The organism is Sulfurimonas sp. (assembly GCF_014859695.1).
Lineage (GTDB): Bacteria > Campylobacterota > Campylobacteria > Campylobacterales > Sulfurimonadaceae > Sulfurimonas.
The window spans coordinates 1-4,848 of the sequence record NZ_JACUTS010000105.1 but is presented as its reverse complement, the minus strand read 5'-3'; the positions used below and the strand labels follow the sequence as shown (position 1 = coordinate 4,848).

The window sequence follows — 4,848 nt, the reverse complement described above, 5'->3', positions numbered from 1 at the left end:
AGAAAATTAGAGGTATTTACGAACTTTTTTACAAAAGTGCGTAAGGTCAGTTAGTGAGAGATTCATAACACTATGAAGTCTTAACACATCACGAACTTGTTTCATTGATATTGTCCTCATTTCAAACCTTTGTAAAATAATCTACAAAGAGTTTATTAAAATTTAGAAAATATCTCTTCAGCTTCGTTTAATTAAATTAAACTTAAGTGTCGGTTTTTACTCCAAAGTGTCCGAATCATTTCCGACACCACTGTCCGATTAGAACCGACATCACTGTCCGAACTCAACCGACATTAGTGTCCGATTTGAACCGTTTTTTGCAAAAGTGGTTAAAAATGTTAGAAATAGGTATCTAAGTGTTTCAGAAATCAGGGAGTTATTAAAAGAAGCAAAGAGTTATCCTTTTGAAAATGTATATCTTTGTATTTATTTAGGTATTTTGACAGCAGGAAGATTGAGAACTGTTTTAAATATCAGAAAAAGTGATATTGATATTGAAAATAACTATATTAAGCTTGATAATTTTAAAAGTAGCAGAAATTATAGAGTTTCAATTTCAGAAGAAGCCTCAAACTATTTCAATAAAATTCTTGTTAATTATGAAGATAATGAACATATTATAAGACCTACTCACTTTAAAGATAGAAAATTCCCTTCTCAAGCAATGATTGAAGCACCAGAGGCAGTATTTAAGTTAATGGATAAGCTATTTAATCAAAAACTAAATAAACAGAATAATAAAGAAAGGAATGAGGTTGTTAATTTTCATACTTTAAGGAGATCTGTTGCTATTAATTTAGCTTTAAGTGGTGTTGAGATTTATAAGATTATGACTTTTCTTAATCACTCTTCTGTTAAACAGACTCAAGATTATTTAAATTTAGAATATTTAACAGCAAGAAGTGAAACAGATTTATTTTTGAAGAATATATTTACAGATTTGTTTTAATGCTCTAATGGTTATAAGTTTAATTCTAACTAAATTGACTAAGCTTTTTGACTTTGCTTGTTGCGAAGCGTGCGAAGCATAAAAGCAAATCAACAAAAGCTATCAAAGTCCTTGACTAACTTTGATATAAGTGTAAACATCCCTAAAAATAATAATAATAACTGACCTTACGCACTTTTGTAAAAAAGTTTGTAGAACACCTTGTAATTCTCGAAAAAGATACTTTTTCGTAGCTTTAGGGGGTTGTAGGGACATTTGTCCCTGCCACTAAAATGGACGCGTTCGTTTTAGTGCGTAACATCAAATAATAATAAAAATAACATCATATCCCTAAAATAGGCATAAGTTATAAAAAAGTTATTATAATATGTATATGAACACTTGTTCATATAATTGAAAATAATAATAAAAGTAGTAGCAAAAACCATAGTAATAAAAATAGTGAAAGCAATTTACGTGCTTAATATTTAGTGTTTGTTGTATGTGTAGTTGTATATTTGTAATATATGAAGATTTCTCTTAGTTTTGATATTCTCTGTAAGTGCCTGTTATAGGGAATTTTAAGGGGGTATAAAAGTGGTATAAAGGTGGTGGACCCTCAGAGATTCGAACTCTATTTAAAAGAATTCCTTAAGTTTCTTAAAGTTATCTATTGTCTCTTGAAGTCCCATATTCTAGGGATTTAAACCTTGTTTTTATTATATCAAGTTTGCTATACTTTTATATATATTTTTAAATTTTGGGTAGCAATAGGGTAACAATTTGGCAAGAATAAAAAGTAAAAAATATTCAGGCGTCTATCTTAATAAATTAACAGATGGAGATATAACATACTCCATCAATTACAAAGACGCAGAAAATAAAAAAACTTGGTTCACGGTAGGCAAAAAATCAAACGGTATTACCGAGACATATGCTTACAACAAAAGAAATGAGTTTATAAATAAAATAAAACTCGGAGAAGAACCGCCAGCTGTTCTTAAGAGAAAGAAAAAAGATATAGTTTCGCTTGATAGCATTGCATTAGAGCATTATAAATCAAAAGAGAATCATAACCGCAACAATAAACTATCTAAAAGAAAGTATGAAATGCATATATCCCCATTATTGGGCAAAAAAGATATAAAAAGCATTACATCAGAAGAGATACAAAAATTACAGACTCTTAAATTAAAAGAGTTTGCTCCAAAAACTGTTAACACTATTTTAGGAGAAATGAGTGCCATTTTTAACTATGCAATCGAAAAAAATATCGCTACTCAAAATCCATTGAAAAAAATCAAATCATTAAAAGTTGATAATATAAGAGAAAGATATCTAAGTAAAGAAGAGATTTTTACTTTGCTAGATCATACTAAGCTAGATGAGCAGCTACACATATTTGCACTGCTTGCTTTAACTACAGGAGCTAGAGTTGGAGCTATTTGCAAGATTACACCAAGAGATATAAATTTTGCAACAAAGACCATAAGTGTGTTGGATGAGAAAAACAATGAAAAATATATAGCATTTTTAGGTAGCCAAGAGCTTGAAGAACTTTTAAAAATAAGAGTGAAAAATATAAAACTTGATACTCCTGTTTTAAAAGAAAATGAAGCAAACCTGTATGATCAAATAAAATTAAAAGCTAGAACTATTCTTGATAAACTTTTTAATGATGATGATATTGATGCAAAGCACAAAGTCGTTATACATACTTTGCGACATACATTCGCCTCTCATTTGGCAATTAACGGTACGCCGATATTTACAATTCAAAAGCTGCTTAACCATAAAGATATAAGGATGACTTTGAGGTATGCAAAACTAGCTCCAGATACAGGACGAGATAGTATTTTAAAACTAGGATTTTAATCAGAACAGAAGAGAGTAAGGTTGTCGATAGGGGAGTTGAATTCGGCAGTCGTATACGGATAAATTCCTTATTTAAAGAGATTGACACTAAAATTCGTGCTGATTTTAGCCCCACCGTTGACATTTTGCTATACTCTTACTATCTTTATTAATAGGCAAATCATGAAAGCAACAAAGAAAAAACTGAGCTTTTCCAAACAGAATAGATTAAAAAAGATAGAAGCGGGAAATATAATAATCCTTTTAAGAAGTTACACTTTAGAACAGTGGTTAAGAGCTATAAGAAAATTAAATATTGAATATGACAAAAATAATGAACTAATTAGAGCTAAACCTGAATTTTTAGTTGTGGGTGCTGATTTAGCACTAAAAGTAGCTAGAAATAATGAAAATAATAATTTACCAACAGAACAAGAGTGCTATGCTCTTTTTAACGCAGAAATTAATCTTTCAGAAGGTAGGCAAAGTCTAATAAAAGTGTTTGGAATTGGTGGTACTTCTTTTTTAGCAGCATGGCAAAATAGATTTCATTATACTCCAGCAAATATGGTTGGAAGAATGCTTGTTCTGTATGAAGCATACAATGAAAAATTATTAGAATTTTTGGGAGTTTCTATTGAAGATATGTATCTAATCCTTATGCTTATAAGTGGAATGTATCAAAATGAACATAAGTATTATTTCAAAAAAGAAGATTTAATTTTAGAAGGTTCAGAGTATTTGTCGGAGGAAAAAATATCCAATTTTTTAAATTCTTTTTCAATTACTCAAAAGGAATACCAAGAGGTATCAAAATCTGAAAAGATATATGAAAAAAGTTTTGGAAGATTTAAATTTCTAATTAGATACCCAATAATTGAGACAAGTGATGATAAATACACTATTCCAGTCTATGAACAACTACTTGATACACTTTCTAATAACCTTTATTTTACTCTGCTAGAAAACTATGCGAAAATAGGATCTAAAGACTCAAAGACTTTTATGGATGAATTTGGATTAGTACTTGAAAATTATGTATTGGACTTAGCTAGAGAAAGATTTAAAAGAAATCAATTAGTTGATGCCAATAAAATAGTAAGAAAAAATAGCGAACTTAGGTGTGAAGCAGTCATTATTCATAAAAAACAAGCTCTAGCAATTGAAGTAAAGAAAATGTATTTTAGAAGAGATGATATTGATAATATGGATAAGGTGAATATTGATAAACTTCTTAAAAATCATATTGTAAAAGCATTCAAGCAAATTGAAAATACATTAAGTTATATACGTTATAAAAGTAATTATGGGCTTATTGTTATTCCTGATATTATGATTGGTTTAGAAGCTATAAAATCATATATTGTAGAAAAATATAAAGATGAAGCACAATTTAATAGCAATACCTTTTTATGTACTTTATCTTTCTATGAGGCTCTTATGGCAAATGACGATGATGCAATTTTTGAAATATTAGAAACAACAAAGAGCAGAGACTTCTCAGAAGGAACAGATATCATTATGGTGATGTTAAGCATGAAGGACGCAAACCCCTCTATACAGTTTGCGAACTCCTTGCTTGTAAATAAAAGAGATGAGCTATTAAAAAAAGCCGTACCATCTAAATATATTGAGCAATAAATAGAAAATGAGAGATGATATTAATCATAATTGAGCTTTAATACTTCATCTTTACCTTGACTTGGTGCTAATTTCGCATAAACCATTGACTGGTCAATCGAAGTAAGTATGGTCCAACAGTTTCATTATAGTATAGAGAGGAGTGCCTTGAATTGCCAATTGAGAACCAAAAGTATGTCTTGAGGGCGTGAGTAACAATTCTTTCTCTTCTGTCAGTGACATTTTCATTGAATAACTTGTCGAAAATTACCTTTAATCGCCTATGAATTGTTGAACGAGCTAATGGAATTAATTTTCTACCAACTGCATAATACTCTGGACTTAAACCAATAATCCATTGTTTTAGTTCTTGTGATAATGATTCACTGAAGTATATAATGTCCCCACAAAAACAAACCACTTAATACAACATTCTTATTGCATAA

General features: G+C 29.6%; 3 protein-coding genes. All 3 read left to right on the top strand.

What is annotated here, in order from left to right; all coding sequences use genetic code 11:
• The first annotated feature begins 325 nt into the window (after positions 1 to 325).
• The 3 genes from IBX42_RS11195 (at position 326) to IBX42_RS11185 (ending at position 4,423) form a co-directional block, all read left to right on the top strand.
• A complete protein-coding gene (locus tag IBX42_RS11195) occupies positions 326 to 949 on the top strand; it encodes a site-specific integrase (RefSeq protein WP_294932962.1) in 624 nt (207 codons plus the stop codon).
• A gap of 762 nt (positions 950 to 1,711) precedes the next feature.
• Complete coding sequence (locus IBX42_RS11190) at positions 1,712 to 2,803, top strand: site-specific integrase (RefSeq protein WP_294932959.1); 1,092 nt, start codon at positions 1,712 to 1,714, stop codon at positions 2,801 to 2,803.
• Between the two features lie 162 nt (positions 2,804 to 2,965).
• Positions 2,966 to 4,423 carry a hypothetical protein gene (locus IBX42_RS11185; RefSeq protein ID WP_294932957.1) on the top strand — a complete coding sequence of 486 codons (1,458 nt, stop codon included), beginning with the start codon at positions 2,966 to 2,968 and terminating at the stop codon, positions 4,421 to 4,423.
• Positions 4,424 to 4,848: the final 425 nt, after the last annotated feature.